This is a genomic window from Nostoc sp. CCY0012, from assembly GCF_963920855.1.
GTDB lineage: Bacteria > Cyanobacteriota > Cyanobacteriia > Cyanobacteriales > Nostocaceae > Cyanocohniella.
The window spans coordinates 19,575-40,363 of sequence record NZ_CAWUDM010000012.1; the positions used below are offsets into that span (position 1 = coordinate 19,575).

Here is a 20,789-nt window from a genome sequence, read left to right on the forward strand (position 1 = left end):
ATAAACACCCACAAACCTCAACTCGTGTTTATATTAAGTATTAATACGAGTCCAATAAAGATTTGTTAAATCTAACGTGTAATTACTTAAATTATCTACTAACTGGGGTTCTTGATTATTTATGTCAAAAAATTTACCACCAGTAATACAAATTTTGGCTGGCTCTTGATAATAGGCTTTGTGGCGACTAATCCAGCCTGGATTTCCTCCAGAAGTTTTAACTTTTTCGATTTTAAATGTGTCAGTATGCAGCCGATAAACTGGCGTATGATTGTATATTCTTTCACCCCTATATCCCACGCTACCAATAATATAGATGTATTCTCCAACTAAGGTAGCAGAATGGAAATCAGTAGGAGGAAATATATCTTTGGGATAACCAAGAATCTGGAAACTACCGTCACCTTGATAAACGACTACATCATTATAAATACAAAAATCAGGGTCATAATAGTCTTCATGTTCGCCCCCAATTTCTACTATTCTCCCATCCGGTAATTGTGTAATTGTTCTGCCAAATCTGTCAAAGCACCATACTGGTGGAGGGCTATAAAGATTTGTATCATTGAAAGTTTTTTTAGCGTACCAAGACCCAAAACCGCCACTAACCATTGCTTTCCAGAAAGCCACTTCCATAACTTCTGGATTACTTTTACCAAATTGCCGATGTTTTCCTGCTAAGTATTGTGATTTTGATATATTGAGTAAGTCGCTATTACCAACACCTGTTAATAATCGCCGTACATCATCGTTAACATCATTTAAATCTTCACCTGCATCCAGCAGCATTCTCACAATTTGAATATTACTTGCTAGATTAATAGCTGTGCTATTACAATTATCTTTTCTTCCAGGTTTAGCACCAGCTTCTAAAAGAATTTTGACACACTCAACATTATTGCATTCTACCGCTACCATTAACGGAGTAGTACCAAATTCATTAGTAGCTTCTATATCAAATCCTTCGTCAATTAACCATTTTAAGAGTTCGACGTGATTATTTTCTATGACATACATCAGCGCCGCCTTTTTACAACGTCCACAGTCGTTACAATTAACCCCTGATGACAAGAGTAATTTTACTTTTGCTAAATCTCCTACCTGAAGACTTAATAGCCAAGGAGTTCTTTCCCAATAATCAATGTCAGATAATTCAGCACCTGCATCCAGCAATACCTGAACATCGGCTAAACTCCCAAAAGCAATAGCCGACATTAATTCCGTCCATTCCAATTGTTCTGGGTCTGCACCTGCGGCTAATAATATTTTGACTGCATCAAATCTGCCTTTATTTGACGCAACCCTCAGTGCAGATTCACCATAACTGGTAACACCGTTTAGTTTTGCACCTCTTTGAATTAGTAAATTGATAATGGCAATTAAATTTTCGTCTTTAGCAATATCTCGCCCATACATGGCATAGATTAATACATCGTAACCACTTGATGTTTGGTAGTTAATATCTGCGCCAGCATCCAAAATAAATTTAATTTTATCGAGGTTGCCTGATTGTACAGCTAACCCCAGTACAGTAGTTTGATATTTTTCTTCAGTAGCATTGACATCAGCACCATTTTCTATAAGTAGGCGTAGCATATCAATGTTGGCATGGGGGCTAGCCACTGCACACATTAATGGTGTTTGGGAGGTCTACTCATCTACGCAATCAATTTCTACACCATTAGCAATTTCTTGTTTTACTTTGGCGATGTTTCCCTGTTTGGCATAGATGTGGATGTGCATATTTTTGAGCAAATTACGTCTAATTATTTATAGTCGTAAATTCTCTTTTTATGCACCTTGAAGATGTGGTGTAGTCAAAAAAACTCTTCTTTGGCGCACTTAGGGTTAAAAAAATCGGCGTTGCTGAATTGAGGTATGAATATCAAAATTTTTATTTCTCACACTCTTACTCTCTGCATGTTAGCGCAGTGGGGCGTAAGCCCGACAGATTCATACTTTCACTCAGTAATGCCAATCCATTATAATAGAGGACTAAAGTCCTCACAAACTCTTCGCCACCCATGCAAGACATAAGTTGCGGAAATCGTCGCCGCGTACTTCAAAGTTGGGGTACTGGTCGAAACTTGCACAAGCTGGAGATAACAAAACTACAGGTGCTTGATGCTGTTTAGCTAATTCTGCTGACCTGGGAATTGCTTTCTCCATTGTTTCGACAATTTCGTAATTAGCATAACCTACTTCTTGCAAACGTTGAGCAAATACTGGTGCTGCACTCCCAATTAATAATACCGCCGCCGCTTTATCTTTAATTGTGGTTAACCAAGCCGTATCTTCACCGGGTTTGGCTTCCCCACCAGCAATCAAAATCGCGGGACTGTCCACAGATATTAACCCAACTTCCGCCGCATCGTAGTTAGTGGCTTTGCTGTCGTTAATAAAGTCAATCCCTTCCCAAGTACAAATGTGTTCTAAACGATGGGGAACACCAGAAAATTTCCTAATTGCAGTATCAATAGCATCGCCTGCAATTCCTGCTAACCGCGCAGCTGCAACGGCCATTAAGAGATTTTGTAGGTTATGTTGTCCTACCATTCGCAAAGCCGAGGCTGATAAAACTCTTTCTGGTGTAGAGTTGGGTTTTAACTTTTCTACAACCCAGCCGTCTTCAATATAAAAGCCTTGTTCACCAACTAAAAATTCTTGCCCTTTGACACTTGTCCAATAAGCATCAGGCCAATGACTGATACCCATTTTGTTTAAATAGGGGTCATCACCATTAAATACTTGAAAATGGGACTGACGTAATAATTTGGCTTTAATATCGTAGTAATTTTCCAACGTCTTGTGACGGGCTAGGTGGTCTGGGGTAAAGGTCGTCCAAATACCAATGCGGGGGGACAAAGTTGCTGAAGATTCTACTTGATAGCTACTAATTTCTGCGATTACCCAATCTGGTAGTTTTTCAGATAAAGCAACTTCACAGGCAGCATAGCCAATATTACCACAGGCAGGGGCATTTAATCCGGCTGCTTGAAATATGGCGGCAATTAACGCCGTGGTGGTAGTTTTGCCATTAGTCCCAGTAATGCCCACCCACGGGGAAGATTGTAAGTATCGCCAGGCGAGTTCCATTTCGCCAATGGTTTCAATACCTAGTTCTCGCGCCTGAACTAACAGGGGAATATCCCAAGGAACACCAGGACTGACAACAATTAAATCGGGTGAATCAGTACTATTCAAATCAGGGGAATGCCCCAATTTTACGGTTATTTGCTCGGTAGCGAGTGCTTGTTGTTGTTCGAGGAGGGCAGGGGAGGTGTTACTATCACTTAGCACTACCTCCCATCCTTCCCGTTTCAACAATCTCGCCGTAGCAACACCGGACTTTCCCAATCCAATTACTGAAGCTCTAGGCATAGACTGTAGCAGAGTTCCCTGGTTAAGCACTCATTATCCTAACGCTTATTGGCAAAAATTACACCACCTTTTGTTGCTTTTGGCTACAGATTTTTGACGATGGCACCAAAATCAGCCAACACACGGGCATGATTCCGCAGTAATCCTAGTAAGTGTAGCCGATTGCGTTTGATGTCGGGATTGGAGTCCATAACTAAAACGCTGTCTTCGCCATCGAAGAAATTCGCCACGGTGGGAGCGATTTTGGCTAAGGCGGCTATTAAGAGTTGATAATTGCGGGACTGCTGTGCTTCTTGGGTTTGTGGTACTAATTCTACTAGGGCGTTGTAAAATGACGATTCAGACGACTTTTGGAATAGTTCTGGCTGAATTAAATTGTGCGGTTCTAGCTGCTGAAAATCTAAATCACCTTGGGCGGCTAGTTTGGTGGAACGGTTGACGGTTTCGTAGATTTTATCTAGAGTACCATCACGGCGGATTTGTTGCAGATATAAGGCGCGATCGCGTACATCTAGTAAATCTTCTAATGCTCTTTGGGTGTATTCTGGGTCATTTTCTCCCAAAACAGCGTTTACTAGGTCATAGTCTATTTGTTTTTCGTCTTGTAGTAAGGTGCGGATACGTTGTAAGAAAAATTCTTGCAAGGTTTTGGTTAAAGCATTCTGGTCTTTGTTGTATGTTGCGGCAAAATCCCCTGCTATTTGGGTTAATAACTGCGATAAATTAATCTGCAAATTGGCAGGCCAAGTAATATTAATTACCGCATTAGCAGCCCGACGCAACGCAAAGGGATCTGAAGAACCAGAAGGAATTAAACCTATACCAAAGATACTAATTAACGTATCTAATCTATCAGCTAAACCGACAACTTGACCTGTAAGAGTTACTGGTAAATTATCACCTGCACCTGTGGGCAAATAATGTTCTACAATCGCTTGAGCAACTTCCGCATCTTCACCACTAGCCAAGGCATATTTTTCACCCATAATACCTTGTAATTCTGGAAATTCATACACCATTTGGCTAACCAAATCTGCTTTACATAATAAAGCTGCTCGTTGATTTTGCTGGCGTTGATTTTCTTCTAGTTGTAATTGGCTGCTAATGTAATCAGCAATCTTAACGATTCTATCTATTTTGGTACGAACCGAACCTAATTCTTCTTGGAAAGTAACCGTTTCTAACTGTGGTAAAAAGCTTTCTAAAGATTTAGATAAATCAGCTTTGTAGAAAAATTGACCATCAGCCAATCTAGCACGAATTACTCTTTCATTCCCAACAGCAATAATATCTGATTTACTGGGATCACCATTAGAAACTGTGATAAAATGAGGTAATAATTCTTTGCTTTCAACAGCCTTAAATACCGGAAAATAACGCTGGTGAGTCACCATCACTTCGGTAATGACTTCCGTGGGTAACTGTAAAAATTCCGATTCAAAATTACCGACTACAGCAGAAGGGTATTCAACTAAATTGGTGACCTCTTCTAACAAATCCGGGTAAATAACCGTAGAACCGCCGGATTTTTGGGCTGCTGCTTGCACTTGCTCTTGAATAATCTTAGCGCGTGCTTCCTGGTCAACGATCACATAAGCAGAACGCAGAGTTTCCACATAATCTGTAGCTTGGGCAATGGTCACAGCTTCGGGATGTAAAACCCGATGAGCTTCAGAAAGGCGATCGCTTGTAATTATCTCAGATCCATTGACCAATTGAATCGGTAAAACTTGCTCATCTAATAAAGCCACCAGCCAGCGAATGGGCCGAGAAAACCGCACATCGCCATCACCCCAGCGCATTAACCGCTTACCTTCCAAACCAGAAATCCACTGCGGTACTAGTTCTGTGAAGATATCCGCCACCGGACGACCAGCAATACTTTTCTTAACAAAGACAAAATCTCCCTTTTCTGTAGGGCGAATTTCCAAAGCTGACAGTTCTACACCTTGCTTTTTCGCAAAACCTGTAGCCGCTGGTGTCGGTTTACCATCCTTAAAAGCAGCTTGGGCGGGAGGCCCCTTAATTTCCTCTTCCCTGTCTGGTTGCTGGGAGGGAAGACCTGTAATTAGTACCGCCAACCGCCTGGGAGTACCGTAAACCTCTACAGCAGTGCTAGTGAGACTATTGGCTTCTAAACTTTGGGGAATGCGCGATCGCCATTGTACTATGGCATCACTGAGAAAACTTGCGGGTAGTTCTTCTGTACCAACTTCCAATAAAAACGCAGGCATAGGACTATATTTTAACTTTGCGTAGCTCAACTTTATCAGTCAACTTCCACAGTTTACCTTGTTGGCAGCCTGACGTATGCTATGGGCGACAGTTATTTGGCGTTGCGGCTGATATCTAAAATATGATTTACGCGAATTTTACCCACGATAATATAGAATCAATGCCTACAAAAAAATTCTTATGGAAACCCTCACCTTACATATACCTCCAGCCGTAGGTTTAACCGATGAGCAGTTTTATCAACTCTGCATTGCTAACGAACCTTGGCAATTAGAACTCACCCACACTGGAGAATTAATTATTATGCCCCCAACAGGCGGAGAAAGCGGAATTAGAAACTCTGATTTAACAACAGAGTTAAATTTATGGAACCGTCAAAGCAAATCGGGTAAAGTCTTTGACTCCTCCACCGAATTTAAATTACCCAATGGTGCTTATCGCTGTCCTGATGCTGCTTGGGTAAAATTAGAACGCTGGGAAGCTTTAACAAAAGATGAAAGACGACGTTTTCCACCTCTTTGTCCTGATTTTGTGATTGAATTGCGTTCAGAAACTGATAACCTAGATAAGCTACGCGCTAAAATGCGGGAATATCAAGAAAATGGTGCGCGTTTAGGTTGGTTAATTGACCCGCAAACTCCCTTAGTAGAAATTTATCGACCAGGACAAAACGTAGAAATTTTAAACTTTGCTTTTAATCAACCTCCTAAACTTTCTGGTGAATCAGTTTTGCCTGGTTTTGTTTTAGATTTAACGATTATTTTAAATCCATAGTTAACTAGATAACTCCTCCATCTTCTTTCGCAAACTTAGGGGCCTCATATCAGTCCAAACTTCCTTAATGTATTCTAGACATTCTGATTTGACTCCACGTTTATCTGCATCTCTCCAACCTAGAGCATTTTCTCGATCAGCCGGCCAAATAGAATACTGTTCTTCGTGATTCACTACAACTTTGTAAATAGTGGTGTCTTCTTTTTCGTCTCTATACATATGTTTCTTCTTGCTTGATTTTCATTTAAATATGAGCTTTACGACAAATAAAATAAGCGTTGCCTGGATCTCGCTCTACTCCAAAATCACGTTCTGCATCATAGACACTAATTTCTGTAAATCCCACATCTTCTAAAGCAGACCGAATTTCCGCAACAGAATAACATTTTTCCTCAACAGTATTGTCTGTGCGTTGCCAACTTCCTTCTAACAATTGAAATATTGTAAAATGAAGCCTACTTATCTTTTCTTCTGGATAATATATTGTTTTCAATGCCCAAGCATCTTCGTCTTTAACATCGCCGGTAATACTCCCGTTCCAGCTTGATTGAAAAGCTGCTTCTAGATATATGTTAAACACAAATACCCCATTATCCAACAGAGAGGCATAAACATTACCAAACGCAGATTTCAATTCTTGAAGGTTGAGGATATGAGTGAGAGATCCAGAAATAGAAACAATGCCATGAAAAGTAGGTGGCAATTAAAAAAAACGAGCATCATCACAGATAAATTCACCGCCTGGTGCATTCTCACTAGCATGACGCAAAATACTTTCTGAACCATCAAGTCCAGTCACTTTGTATCCTTTAGTTAATAGATTTTGCACTAGTTCTCCTGAACCGCAACACAGATCGAGAATGTGTGCGTCCTTGGGTACATTTCCTAGCAGCAGTTTTTCTATGGGTAGCAGTGCCTTTTGAACTTGGTTTTGACCCAAGTATTCTTTGTATATGCCGGCAATAAGATCGTAGCTGGAATAACGAGTTGCTAAAGACATGAAGTTTCTCCTTGTTTTAGGAATAGATGTGTACTTACTCAATTAGAGAAAATTGAAATTAGTTGTTATAATTCAAGCATTAATTCAATTAATTAATGCTGATTTTTCAGGCAAAAAACCTGCTTCTCGCAGTTCTGTGACGCTATCTTTTACCGCTTGAATTATGTAATTGATATCTTCGTCTGTATGAGCTGTGGATAAGTAACCACCTGCACCAAGAAGAAGAATACCTCTGTACATCAGGTGATAACGTAACAAGTTCATACTCTGGGAAGCGGCAGCATTTGCCGTGGAGCTATTATTATCTGAGGAAGCAGGCCCAAATAATGAGCCAAAATTTGCCAACCTAATTGGCACTTCATCTTCTTCAAAGTAAGCATTTAAGGTAGTGACGAATTGAGATGTACGTTGATTCAACTGCTGCTGAAGGGCTGGCCCCTGAGTTTTGAGATGTTGAAGGACTACTCGTGCAGCAGCCATTGCTAATGGGTGTTTGCAAAAAGTTCCGGCAAAAAATGTTGTTTTTGCACTTGGGTAGGAATCATCTCCATAATTCCACATCCCGCCGTCGATGGCATCCATATAAGCAGCTTTACCAGCAATAATTCCGATGGGCAAACCGCCACCGACAATCTTTCCATAGGTTGCTATATCTGCTTGAACGCCAAAATACGCTTGAGCGCCTCCTGGATGAATGCGGAAACCTGTAACCATTTCATCAAAGATTAAGGTTATTCCCAATTCTGTTGTTAATTGGCGCAGTTCTTGAAGAAACATTTTAGGTTGTAAATCTGGGCGAGTCGTCTGCACAGGTACAACCAAAACTGCTGCCAATTCCTGCTTGTGTTCTTTTATGGCTTCTAGCGATCGCGGATTATCATAATCTAATACCAAAACGTCTTGAACAAGATTTAGTGGTATTCCCAGCGCACTTGGTACTGTACGGATATTTCCGTCTACAATCCGGGCTTCAACTAACGTTGCATCAGAATGACCGTGATAAGAACCTGAAAACAAAGCAATTTTGTTACGACCTGTAACTGTTCGTGCCAGACGTATTGCTGTCATGACCGCTTCTGTGCCTGTATTAGAAAAGGCAACACGTTCGGTGTTTGTCATTTCACAAATCGACTGAGCAACTTCGCCAGCAAACTCAGATTGCGGCCCTAACTGGATGCCATTTTCTAGTTGTTCTACTAAAGCTTCTTTAATAAAAGCAGGATTATGACCAAAGAGATTGACTCCAAACCCCATCATGCAATCTACATATTCGTTATCATCAACATCCCAAGTTTTGGAGCCTAAAGAACGCTTACCCACAATGGGATAAACCATTTCTTTAAAGGCCAAATCAAAGCCTACGGTAGCGCGAATATCTGCTAAGACTGGACGATAATTTTGGGAAATTTGTTTGGAGGTTTTTGTTCGCTGAGTGTAGCGCCTAATTAATGTTTCTAGATGTTCTTGCTGCCGAGATATGGGATGATTTGTAGTTTCTGTTTGCATGGTTGGCATTGTTTTAATTTACCTTTTGGCTTGTTGTTAATTGATTTTTTTACTTGTTATGATTCTGCTGGTTGTGGAGCATCAAGAAAGCCAGTATTAACTAGATAAGAAAAGTAAGTATCTAGTAAAGTTTTATCAACTGGCGGACAAATTATAGAGGTATTTTCTAGTCCTGTAAGCATATTTTGACAATCAATTTGTTGCATTGCTGAGTTAGCATTTTGCTCTTTAGATTGCTTTTCAGGAAAGAGTAGTACCAGTGAATGCAAGGGACTTTCAGCATGAAAATCAGTTTCAGTTCTTAAATCTGCTTGCCACTTTTCTTTCAATATTGATTGCCATTTGTCATAAGAAACTTCTTGAATAGAATAACCAAAGGAACACAGCCATTTAATCAGATTTTTTAACTCAATAGGCTGAGGATTACACACATGAAAAGCTTTTCCTAAAGATGCTTTTTTCTGCGATAGACGAACAATTGCTTGGCTTACAAAGTCCACAGGTGTCATGTCTACCATAGCATCTGCGTCTGGTACACTTCCAAGTTGGATCAAACCTTTAATTGTTCTGTGTAGAAAATCTTTAGTATTAGAAACACCAGTTTGGCTGCTTCCTGACATCCTTCCTAGTCTGTAAATAGCGACAGGTAGACCTCGTTCACGTGCAGTTACAACTAACTTTTCTGCGACCCATTTACTCTGAACGTAGCCAATATATGGCACAGGTACATCATTCAGGTTGTCTACTTCTTCTATTGGTTTGCCTCCCGAAGAGTCTACGCAATCAAAAACGCTGAGAGTAGACATAAAATGTAGGGGTTTTGTTTTGGTTAAACTGGCTAATCTGAGAATTTCGTGAGTTCCAAGAACATTGGCAGCCCTAACTACAGAATATGGATAGACAAGATTAATGAATGCAGCATTGTGATAAATAAGATCAATTGTTTTTGCTAATTCTAGAAACTGCTCATTATCAAGTCCTAAAAGTGGTAAAGATAAATCTCCGGCAACTGGAATAATTCTAGAGCTTAAAGATTCATTCCAGAGTAGATAAGATTCCAGGTTCTGTTTAATTCTCTTCTTCGCTGAGTCTACATTAGAGGCACGTACTAAGCAGTAAATATCTGCTGTGGTCTTCTGTAAAAGTTCATGGAGTAAAAACGCTCCGACAAAACCTGTTGTTCCTGTCAACAAAATACTAGCTGGTGCAATCGTATAATCAACTGGTACTCCATCAGGACGGATTGTTGGATCTAAGATAGAATCGGCACTTAAAGTCGCCAGTAATTCTTTACTGGGAGTGTAACCTGTTCCACCCACAAGCTTCGCGTCGGGTAGTGTTACACAATGGTCAATCATCTGTTGTAGTGCTTCAATAAAACGAGCAGCTAAATGTTCAATAGTAGCTTGGCGGTGAATAGCCTCGCTGTAAGTCCAAGACACTTGCAATTGACCTTGAGAAACAATTGCGTTGATATCTAGTAAGTAGCGACGGCTTCCGCGGAGGCTATGGCTGGGGCCAATATCTGAATTGCTTGGTCTAAATACTGATGATTCCGCAAGTATTTGGTCTGTTTGACCCAAGTAATTGAAAAGTATTTCCGCTTCAGGTAAGCTTTGCAGTTGCTCTTTGATTAATTGAGTGGTGCTAAGATAACGCAGCACTCCATAGCCAAGACCGCGATTTGGGATAGCACGCAGTTGGTGTTTGACAGTTTGCAATACCTCTGCTAAGTCAGAAACCTCACCCAAGTTTAATGACACTGGAAAGATAGTTGTAAACCAGCCTACAGTACGCGATAAATCCACATCATCAAAGATTTCTTCTCGCCCATGTCCTTCTAGGTTAACCAGCAAGTAAGAATTGCCAGTCCACTCTGCAAATGTCCTCACTAGCGCCGCAAGCAAGACATCGTTGATTTGAGTTTCATAAGCTGCGGGTACTTTTTGCAACAAAGCTTGAGTTTCTGCCACACTCAAGGAAACAGATATAGTACGAGCCGATGCTTCTGTGTTCTCACCTGCGGGAAAATCTACTGGGATGGGAGAAATCTGCTGACGAGATTCTGCACACCAGTACTCTAGTTCTGTTTGCAGTTCGGCTGACTGGGCGTAGTTTCTCAGTTTTTGCGCCCACTGCTGGAAGGACGTTGTTTTAGCTGGTAATTTAATTGTCTTACCTGCTTGTAGTTGAGTGTAAACGGTTTGGAAATCCTCTAGTAAAATCCGCCAAGAAACACCATCAACAGCTAAATGGTGAATGACTATGAGTAAGTAGCTGGGCTGATTTGCCCCACGGTCAAAAATAGCCGCTTGGACTAAGGGACTTTGTGAGAGGTGGAAACTAGCTTGTAATTTTGTGGCTGTGGAGGCGATCGCCTTTTCTTGTTCTTGCTGTGACAATGTAGAAAAGTCGTAGCGTGTCACTGGGAAAATATCTGTGGGAGGAGCGTAGACGCAAAGCGGCTTGTCGCTAGACATCGCTTGCTGCCATCCAGAAATATTCTTGACAAAATGCAAACGAAGTGCATCATGATGCAATATTAATTGCTGCATCACCTGCTGTAAAATTTCGGTGTCAAGATGTTGCCGCATTTCCAGCAGGAATGCCTGATTCCAGTGATGTGGCTGTGGTTGATTTTGCTCAAAAAACCAGTGTTGAATCGGGGTGAGATATACCTCGCCTGTGACTAATCCTTGTTCTGCTTGGATAGTGCGAACTGTACCAGCCACTGCTGCCAACTTGGCAATTGTCTGGTTATCAAAAATCTGTTTAGGAACCAATTGCAAACCAGCTTGATTGGCCTTAGCAATAATCTGAATACTCAAGATAGAATCGCCACCCAACTCAAAGAAATTGTCGTGGATACCCAAGCGTTCCACACGCAAAACTTGAGTCCAAATGTCTGCTAATAATTTTTCAGTTGGCGTACTGGGTGCGACAAAAGTACCTGACTTGGCTCTAATTTGTTCTGGTGCTGGCAATGCCTTGATATCCACCTTGCCATTAGGAAGGCGCGGTAGATTGTCTAGCTGCACAAAAGCAGACGGCACCATATATGAAGGTAGTTTTTCTTCTAGAAATTGTCGCAGGTCGCTGGTGCTAGGTAAGCTTTGAGATTGTGGAACTAAATAAGCTATGAGGCGCTTGTTGCCTGATTCTTCATCTGTGGCTATAACTGCAAGCGATCGCACTTGGGGATGTTGACTTAGTACCGCCTCAATCTCACCTAATTCAATGCGGAAACCGCGAATTTTTACTTGGTTGTCAGTCCTTCCCAAAAACTCTATGTTTCCATCTGGTAAATAGCGGCCTAAATCTCCAGTCTTGTATAGCCGTTTTCCTGGTTGATTGCTAAAAGGGTTGGGAATGAATTTTTCAGCAGTCAAATGTGGCTGGTGGAGATAACCGCGTGCTAAACCATCACCACTGATATATAGTTCTCCAGCTACACCTATAGGAACCGGACGCAAAGAAGCATCCAGGATATATATTTGTGTATTAGCGATCGCATGACCAATAGATACTTGAGTTCTTGATGGCAGTGCTTCGCACTTATATACACTACTCCAAACTGTTCCTTCTGTTGGGCCATATTCATTAAACAGAAAAGTTTTTGGCAGTAACTCTAAATGGCGCGTCACTAGAGTTTTTGGACAAGGTTCACCTGCAACAATCACTGTATGAAGTGATGCCAACTGTGTTTGTTGTGCATATTCTAAAAGAAGGTTGTAGAACGAAGGCAGGCTTAATATATGTGTGATTTGTTTTTGGGTAATTAGCTCAATCAATTCTGACAAATCCTGCTCCCCAACAGCTTGGGGAAGAACAAGACTTCCTCCTTGGCAAATAGTCCAAAATATACCTGCAATTGAACTATCGAAAGCAAACGATGAAAGTAGCAAGAATCCCTTGACAGGTTCTTGATAGTAATTAATCCGAGTATTAGTAGAGTGAACTAAGTTTTCATGGGTGATTTGTACACCTTTAGGTTTACCCGTAGAACCAGATGTGTAAATCACATAAGCCAAATTTTCAGGACTCATTTCCACAACAGGATTTTCTCTACTGTGAGATGCAATAGTTTCCCATTCAGAGTCTAAATAAATAGTTTTTGCTTGATGTTGGGGTAAACTAGGCGCGAGGTGCTGCTGAGTTAATAAAATTGGTGTTTGAGTATCTGACAATAAAAATGCTAAACGCTCTTGGGGATATGTTGGATCTAAGGGTAGATAAGCCGCACCAGCTTTCAAAATCCCCAGAATACCAACAAACATTTGTAGAGAATTTTCTGTGCAAATTCCCACTAGCATATCTGGTTTAATACCTAATTTTTGGAGGTGATGTGCTAGTTGATTTGCATGATTATTCAGTTCAAAATAAGTTAATTGCTGGTTTTTAAAAGCAACAGCAATATTATTTGGTGTGCATTTTACTTGCTCTTCAAATAGATGATGAATACATTGGTTTTTGGGGTAATTGTTTTGTCTACAATTAAAATCTCCTAGTATTTTTTTTAATTCAATAGGCTTTAATATCTCTAACTCACTAATTACAGATGATGGTTGATTGCAGATGCTTTGCAGTAAAGTTTCAAATTCTCCCGCCAAGCGGTTGATATCTTCTGCATCAAACAAGTTAGAGTCATAATAAAATTCTATATTTAAAAAGTCTGACTGCTCACGACAAGAGCATTTAACTTTAAACCTATCAATACAGTTATATTGCTTCTCTATTGAAAAGCAAATACTTTCTGTATAATACTGCTCTTTTTGTCCTTCAAAATCAAAACAAAACGGGAAGAAAGACGAACTTATCCCTTGATTGCTACCTTCTTGAACTTGTTCCCAGTCAAAACTAGCTTGCCATTCGTCAAGTTCTTGTATACGTTGATTAATTTGGCAGACAACATCGCTAAATAAGCTAGTTTCTGATAAATTACAATTTAATGGTAAGTATTTGGCAAATAGTCCTAATATTTCTTCTAACTCTTCATATTGACGGCCATCGTAAGCCGTACCAATAATCATTTCCGGTTGTTCAGTTAGGCGCATGAGCAGAATTTGCCAGCAAGCCAATAAAATTACAGAAACAGAAATATCATACTTTTGTGCTAAAGTTTCAATTTGACTTGTCAAATTAGGTGCTATCTTTAAACCAACAATTTGAGGCTGAAACTCCGTATTAACTTTGAATTGATTTTCTAAGGGTAAATGTACGTGCAGGACATGAGAAAAATCCTGTGTGCGCCAATATTCTCTACCTATTTCTGTATCGTCTGCTTCTAGTAATTCATTTTGCCATTCAGCAATATCGGCATATTGCATGATTTCATTAGTTAGTGATTCGTTATGTAAGCAGGCTGTATAAGAATTACTAATTTCACGTACCAAATTTCTGAGAGTTATAGAATCTGCACACAGAGCAGGTAAGCCGAGAATTAGTTTATATTTATGAGGCGATAAAGTAATCAAACAGATGTGTAAAAGTTCCCCCTGTTCATAATTGAAAGGAGACTGGAGCATTTCTTGAAAAATTTCATCAATCTTGGTATTTTGTTGCTGAGGTTGTAAACTGCTCAAATCATAGTCATGATTGTTCAATTTACTCTGATTATTGATAACTTGAACAGGAATTTGCATTCCTGGTAAGCATTGAAATTGGGTACGCAAGATTTCATGACGATTGATAACATCATGAATAGCTTTTTGAAGAGTATGGGTGTCTAAATTCCCCTCAATTAAAACTGTACATTGGACACGTAAGGAAAAATTACTGCTTTGTTGCTGCGACAACCATAAATGCTTTTGTAGTGGGGAAAGTTTTACACCTTCAATAATTTGAGCTTGCATAGACACTGAACCTCAGATTTAAATTATTAAATATTAAATGTCTTTTGGGCTGAATGGTTCTGCCATTCCTACTAAAACTTTTCTATCACCAATAAATGGTTCTCTTGCGTGTGCTACCGACATATTATCTAACATCAAGATATCTCCTTTTTGCCATGAGAAGATTATTTTTTCTTGATAATAAGCATGGCGTAATTCATCTAAGACTGAAGCTTCTATTGGTGAGCAATCACCATAATATGTATTGTTAGGTAAGTCTTCCTCTTTTAAAAAGGATAAGGCTTCACGCATTGCTGTTTCTAGCGTTGATACATGGAAAAACGTACCATGATTAAACCATACTAATTCGCCAGTTTGAGGATGTTGGGCAACGGCTGGACGACAAAAACGAGTTCTCAAGCGATCGCCATTCCATTCATACTCAATTTGGTTATTACGGCAATATTCTTCTACTTTGGCTTTATCTTCGGTTTGAAAAACTGTTTGCCATGTCAGTCCTAGCCCATCATTGTAGTTGCGAACGTACAAGATTTTCTTTTCTATAAAACACTCTCTAATTTTTGGATCTATGCGGGCAAAAATATTTCGACAATCGGCAATTGGTGTTTCTCCACCATGCTGGGAATTTATCAAACAGCAAAAGTATATTTTTAAAGGCCACCGTAGCCAGTATGTACCTTCATTATGCAAGAAGATGCTGTGTTGAGCAGGATAGTCAGTAGAAGTATATATTTTATTACTTAATTCATGACGCGGCGAAGAGCGATCGCGGTATTCTAGTAACTCCCCATTAGAAGTTGCATGAACAAACTGATTGAATTGTTCTGCTTGGGATATGCCAAAATTCCTGAACAGTAAGGCTCTATGCTGTAACAACAGCTGATCAATTAATTCTCGATTATTTTTAGCCCATTCTAGTAGATTGATTCCTTCCACTACAGGTTGAATTAACACAGGGATGTTTTTTCCTGGGAGTAGAGGCTTGATTTCTACTAATTCTGCTTGGGACATCGTAATGGTTTTTCGCCGGATAGTTCCCAAATTACCGAGACTTTGTTTCTTTTGTCTGTTAATTTCATTCATAGCCTTGCTGATTAACTGTTTGAATTTTGCTTAATTTTCATTAATTTCTGGCGAATACTATTTTTATACTCCTGCTCCCTAACTAGTTGTTTTTGTTGATTTGATTCATCAAGTTTTCCAACTAATTGATTGAGCCGAATCTCTGGTTGAGTAACCACACATCGCAAAATCATTTCTAATGCTTCTACCATGCGGACTATAGTGCTGGATTCAAATAAATCTGTTTTGTATTCAAAGCAACCACTAATACCTTCTGCTTGTTCTGAAACTAGGAGTCCTAAATCAAACGGAGATATCTGCTTGTTGGTATCGAATGGGCTAAGGGTGACATCGGGTAAAAATAAAGTAAGTTTTTGAATATCAGGTGTGGCTATGTTCTGTAAAGTAAACCACACTTGAAACAGTGGGTTATAATTCAAATCTCGTTCTATCTGTAATTCTCCAACTAACTTTTCAAAGGGCAAATCTTGATGTGCATAAGCTCCTAAAGTTACTTCGCGTGTCCGTCGTAGCAATTCACTAAAACTAGGATTTCCGAAAAGGTTTGTCCGCAGAGCTAAACTATTGACAAAAAAGCCAATTAGTCCCTCGATTTCACTGCGGTTGCGGTTAGCAATAGGCGAACCTACAACAATATCCTCTTGCTTGCTGTAGTAGTGAAGCAAAACGTTGAACATGGTTAGCAAGGTCATAGAGAGGGTAACATCTGCTTGCTTGCTAAGTAATTTCAGTGCATCGCTGAGGTCTTTAGGTAACTGAAACGATTGGATTGCACCAGTGTAAGTTGGTTGTAAAGGTCGAGGTTTGTCTGTAGGTAACTCTAGCTTTATCGGTGCGTCTTTGAGTTGCTGTTTCCAGTAATTTAATTGGTTTTCTAGCACCTTTCCTTGCATCCATTCTCTCTGCCAAACAGCAAAATCTGCATACTGAATTGGCAAGTCTGGGAGTGTCAGCGATTTACCTTGGCTAAAGGCTGCGTAAAAGTCTGCTAGTTCTCGAATGAGTATCGCCATTGACCACAGATCGGAGATAATGTGGTGCATTGTCAACAGTAATATATATTCTGTTTTGTCTAGCTGGAGTAGCGTGGCTCGTATGAGTGGCCCTTGAACTAGGTGGAATGGGCGTTGTGCTTCTTTGAGTGCAAGGCGCTGTGCTTCAGCCTCTCGTTGCGATCGCTCATTTCCTCTGAGGTCTACTATCGGTATAGTAATCTCTGTAATCGGTTGAATTTTTTGGACTGGTTGACCTTCAACTGTAGTAAAAATTGTGCGTAAGCTTTCGTGACGACTAATCACTGCATTCAGACTTTGCTCTAAGCCTGTGATGTTGAGGGAACCAGTTAAGCGCACAGCCGTAGGAATAGTATAAGTATGATTGCCTGGGTCTAATTGATCGAGTAGCCACAGCCGTTGTTGAGCAAAAGACAGAGGTAAATCTTGCTCACGCCAAACACGATTGATGGGTGGTAATTCTAAGCCTTTACCAGTGTTAATCGCTGTTTGAACGTCTTTAGCGAGTTCCGCGACAGTTGGAGATTCAAACAAACGGCGCAAGGGTAACTCGACTTTAAAGGCTTGGCGAATTTGGGAGATGACACGTGTCGCCAATAGAGAATGTCCCCCCAACTCAAAGAAATTGTCGTTGACACCAACTTTTTCTAAACCAAGTACCTGTGTCCAGATACCAACCAGCATTTCTTCCATTGGAGTAACAGGAGCCGCAAACTCAGATTCGGGTATAAACTGTGTCAAATCAGGTATAGGAAGTGCTTTGCGGTCTATTTTGCCATTTGGTGTAAGTGGTAATTTTTCCAGTAATACAAAAGCAGAAGGAATCATGTACTCTGGTACATTTTCTTTGAAGTATTTGCGTAAATTCGATATTAATTCACTGTTATTTACTGATTCCAAATTGTCAGTCTTAGCAACTATATATGCTACTAAACGCTTGTCACCAGGGTTATCTTCCCTAACTATAACAACACTGTCTTGTACAACCGAATGCTGAATTAGTTTGGCTTCGATTTCTCCTAATTCAATTCGGAAGCCACGAATTTTTACTTGATGATCAATTCGCCCCAAAAATTCAATACTGCCATCGGGGAAATAACGGGCTAAATCACCAGTTTTATAAAGGCGCTCCCCCTGCTCTGTATATAAGGGGTTAGGAATGAATTTCTCAGCTGTGAGTTCGGGATTATTTAAGTAGCCTCTAGCAACTCCCACGCCACCAATGTACAGTTCACCTATAACTCCCACAGGTACGGGGTGGAAATATTTATCTAGTAAATAAATTTGAGTGTTGGCAATAGGGTGACCAATGGGAACTGTCTGGTGATGTGTACTGTCAAGCGAACACATCCAATAGGTAACATCAACCGCAGCTTCTGTTGGCCCATAAAGATTGTGTAGTTCTGCTGACAAACGAGCAAAGAAGCGTTTTTGTAGTTCGGCTGATAGCGCCTCACCACTGCAAATCACTCGTTTGAGAGATTTACAACTTTCTAGACCTTCTGCTTCTAAAAAAGCTTGTAGCATGGAAGGCACAAAATGCAAGGTGGTAAGTTGCTCTTGTTTAATTAAATTAACTAAGTATGCAGGATCTCGATGACCATCTGGTCGAGCTACTACTAAACGCGCACCTGTCAGCAAAGGCCAGAAAAATTCCCAAACTGACACATCAAAGCTAAAAGGTGTCTTTTGCAATACACAATCTGCTGTTGTTAATTGATAAGTGTCTTGCATCCACAGTAAGCGATTGCAGATACCTTGGTGGCTATTCATTGCCCCCTTTGGTTTACCTGTAGAGCCAGAGGTGTAAATTACATAAGCTAAGTTATGACTACTAACATCAGTTAATGGTTTTTCTTGGCTCTCTTGAGCAATTTTTCCCCAATCGGTATCTAAACAGATGACTTTGGTTGCATAATCCCCTACTTGTGCAACTAAGTTCTGCTGGGATAATAAAACCGGAGCTTGAGAGTTTTCCAACATGAAAGCTAAACGCGCTTGGGGATAGCTTGGGTCGATAGGGACATAAGCACCACCGGCTTTGAGAATCCCTAAAATGCCAATTACCATTTCTAGAGAACGCTCGACACAAATCCCTACTAATACCTCTGGGCTAACACCCAATTTTTGTAAATAATGGGCTAGTTGATTGGCTCGTTGGTTGAGTTGGCGATAGGTGAGTTGCTGATTTTCAAATAATACTGCAATGGCATCTGGTGTTTTTTCTACCTGTTCTTCAAATAATTGATGAATGCACTTATTCTGGGGATAGTCAGCTTGAGTTTGATTCCACTCTATTAACAGATGGTGTTGCTCATCTGTAGTTAACAGGGGTAATTCAGAAAGCTGTTGCTCTGGATTAGCCACAATTCCACAGAGCAATGTCTGCAAATGCCCTGCTATCCGGCGTATAGTATCTGCTGCAAATAAATCAGTATTATATTCCAGACTGCCAGTAAGTTGTGACGCTGTTTCACTCATCTCCAGTGTCAAATCAAACTTCGCAGTGCTACTGTCACGTTCAAGAGGATTCAAGATTAAACCTGGCAACTCTATCTGTGTCTTTTGTGCATTCTGAAGTATGAACATCACCTGAAATAGCGGCGAATGACTTAAACTCCGTTGTGGCTGCAATTGTTCTACAAGTTGCTCAAAGGGTACATCTTGATGAGCATAAGCCCCTAAAGCAACTTCGCGCACTCGACGCAGCAATTCTCGAAAACTGGGATTACCTTCTAGATTAGTTCGCAATACTAAGGTATTAACAAAAAAACCAATTAACCTTTCTATTTGACTGTGGTTACGATTGGCAATTGGTGAACCAACCACAATATCAGTGCTGTTTGTGTAGCGATACAACAAGGTTTTGAAGGCTGCCAGCAAAGTCATAAACAAGGTGGCACCTTCTTGCTGACTCAACTTCTTCAAAGCAACAGATAGTTCTAGCGGTAGCTGGAAACAATGAGTAGCACCTCGGAAGGTTTGAATCGCTGGGCGTGGGTAGTCAGTAGGTAACTCTAGTCCTGTTGGCGCACCCTGCAACTGCTGTCGCCAATAAGCAAGTTGGGATTCTAGTACTTCACCCACAAGCCACTGCCGTTGCCATGCGGCAAAGTCTGCATACTGTATTGGTAATTCTGGCAGCGCGGTTCGCGTAGCTTCTCTCAGAGATGGTTGCTCTTGAGAATAGGCTGCGTAAAGTGCTGTTAATTCTTGGACGAGGATCTCGAATGACCAAGCATCGGTGATGATATGATGCATTGTTAACAAAGCTACGCATTCTTGAGTGCTTAACCGTAGCAAAGTAAAGCGTAGTAAAGGCCCTTGTTTTAAATCAAAAGGCAACTTAGCTTCTTGAGCAACCAGTCGTAAAACTTCAGCTTGTTGTTCTGTTTGTGTGATTCCTTCCAAGTTAATTACAGGTAATTCCAAAGTTAAGCTGGGAGCAACTACCTGAACTGGTTGTTCCTTAATCACTGTAAAAGTAGTTCGCAAGATTTCGTGACGCTGCACGATTTCGTTAAAACTCTGTTTTAGTGCTGCTAGATTGAGTGTACCGACCAGACGCAGAGCAAAAGAAAGATTGTAAGAAGGGTCATGAAGATCAAACTGATTCAGGAACCACAACCGTTGTTGAGCAAAAGATAGGGGTAGGTTTAGATTTCTAGTAATGGGCTTTATAGTAAGCGAATTTGAGGCTAGGTTAGCAGCAGATAGAAACTTGAGGATTTCTATCTTGCGTTCTCGCAACTCGGCACTCAATTCTGGTGTTAATGTTCCTTGAGGAGCGTTACAGTATAAGCGATCGCCATCAACTCTGAGCTTGATGTCTAGACTTTCAATATAAGACAAAAATTGATCGATGGTTTTCATAAATCTTTCTCCTCGTAACCGAACCCACTTAAAGCCATGTTTGTTCAGAATCAGCTAATCACAATTAAGTCA

At 40.4% G+C, this 20,789-nt stretch carries 11 protein-coding genes; 1 reads left to right on the plus strand and 10 read right to left on the minus strand.

What is annotated here, in order from left to right; translation table 11 throughout:
* Nucleotides 1-33: 33 nt before the first annotated feature.
* The 3 genes from ACM0OS_RS05035 to glyS form a co-directional block, all read right to left on the minus strand.
* Nucleotides 34-1,632: an ankyrin repeat domain-containing protein gene (locus ACM0OS_RS05035; protein WP_414542068.1), complete on the minus strand. Its 1,599-nt coding sequence runs from the start codon at nt 1,630-1,632 to the stop codon at nt 34-36.
* A gap of 372 nt (nt 1,633-2,004) precedes the next feature.
* On the minus strand, nt 2,005-3,381 hold the full coding sequence (gene murD / locus ACM0OS_RS05040; protein WP_414542069.1) for a UDP-N-acetylmuramoyl-L-alanine--D-glutamate ligase: 1,377 nt from the start codon (nt 3,379-3,381) through the stop codon (nt 2,005-2,007).
* Between the two features lie 83 nt (nt 3,382-3,464).
* Nucleotides 3,465-5,615 carry a glycine--tRNA ligase subunit beta gene (gene glyS, locus ACM0OS_RS05045; protein ID WP_414542070.1) on the minus strand — a complete coding sequence of 717 codons (2,151 nt, stop codon included), beginning with the start codon at nt 5,613-5,615 and terminating at the stop codon, nt 3,465-3,467.
* Nucleotides 5,616-5,796: 181 nt separating this feature from the next.
* Here glyS and ACM0OS_RS05050 point away from each other — a divergent pair, with 181 nt between their 5' ends.
* Entirely contained in the window at nt 5,797-6,390 is a 594-nt protein-coding gene (locus ACM0OS_RS05050) for a Uma2 family endonuclease (protein ID WP_414542071.1), read from the plus strand.
* On the opposite strand, the gene ACM0OS_RS05055 is transcribed toward ACM0OS_RS05050, so the two are convergent.
* The 7 genes from ACM0OS_RS05055 to ACM0OS_RS05085 form a co-directional block, all read right to left on the minus strand.
* Nucleotides 6,391-6,609 (minus strand): MbtH family protein, encoded by a 219-nt coding sequence (locus tag ACM0OS_RS05055; RefSeq protein ID WP_414542072.1) that lies wholly within the window; start codon nt 6,607-6,609, stop codon nt 6,391-6,393. It abuts the gene before it with no gap.
* Between the two features lie 25 nt (nt 6,610-6,634).
* Nucleotides 6,635-7,093 carry a hypothetical protein gene (locus ACM0OS_RS05060; RefSeq protein ID WP_414542073.1) on the minus strand — a complete coding sequence of 153 codons (459 nt, stop codon included), beginning with the start codon at nt 7,091-7,093 and terminating at the stop codon, nt 6,635-6,637.
* Nucleotides 7,094-7,390 carry a class I SAM-dependent methyltransferase gene (locus tag ACM0OS_RS05065; protein ID WP_414542074.1) on the minus strand — a complete coding sequence of 99 codons (297 nt, stop codon included), beginning with the start codon at nt 7,388-7,390 and terminating at the stop codon, nt 7,094-7,096.
* A gap of 84 nt (nt 7,391-7,474) precedes the next feature.
* A complete protein-coding gene (locus ACM0OS_RS05070) occupies nt 7,475-8,905 on the minus strand; it encodes an aspartate aminotransferase family protein (RefSeq protein WP_414542075.1) in 1,431 nt (476 codons plus the stop codon).
* 47 nt (nt 8,906-8,952) lie between these two features.
* Nucleotides 8,953-14,748, minus strand: a complete 5,796-nt coding sequence (locus tag ACM0OS_RS05075; protein WP_414542076.1) for an amino acid adenylation domain-containing protein — start codon at nt 14,746-14,748, stop codon at nt 8,953-8,955.
* A 33-nt stretch (nt 14,749-14,781) separates the two neighbouring features.
* Nucleotides 14,782-15,831 (minus strand): TauD/TfdA family dioxygenase, encoded by a 1,050-nt coding sequence (locus tag ACM0OS_RS05080; protein WP_414542077.1) that lies wholly within the window; start codon nt 15,829-15,831, stop codon nt 14,782-14,784.
* Nucleotides 15,832-15,842: 11 nt separating this feature from the next.
* Nucleotides 15,843-20,717 carry an amino acid adenylation domain-containing protein gene (locus ACM0OS_RS05085; RefSeq protein WP_414542078.1) on the minus strand — a complete coding sequence of 1,625 codons (4,875 nt, stop codon included), beginning with the start codon at nt 20,715-20,717 and terminating at the stop codon, nt 15,843-15,845.
* Between the last annotated feature and the right edge of the window lie 72 nt (nt 20,718-20,789).